The 246-nt window shown below is 55.7% G+C and carries 1 pseudogene; it reads left to right on the top strand.

The features are described 5' to 3' along the window. Nucleotides 1-62: 62 nt before the first annotated feature. Nucleotides 63-246, top strand: a pseudogene (locus J5M56_RS26175) (arginine-ornithine antiporter); the annotation flags it as partial.

Here is a 246-nt window from a genome sequence, read left to right as displayed (position 1 = left end):
AGTTCAAGGCCACGGCGACGGATTTATGCTGTCGTCAACTTTCTCCTGGCAGGAGTTGTTAAATGTCTGATTCTTCGGGAAAACTAAAGCTAGGCGCATTAGTTGCACTTGTGGTCGGCTCGATGATTGGTGGCGGGATCTTTTCGCTGCCGCAGAACATGGCCGCCAGTGCCGGCGTCGGCGCGGTTCTAATTGGCTGGGCAATCACCGCTGTGGGCATGCTGGCCTTGGCGTTCGTGTTCCAGA

It is taken from the genome of Pseudomonas sp. 51_B (genome assembly GCF_017491595.1).
GTDB lineage: Bacteria > Pseudomonadota > Gammaproteobacteria > Pseudomonadales > Pseudomonadaceae > Aquipseudomonas > Aquipseudomonas promysalinigenes.
Note: the sequence above shows the minus strand (reverse complement) of the source record. Positions and strands in the feature narration are given on the sequence as shown.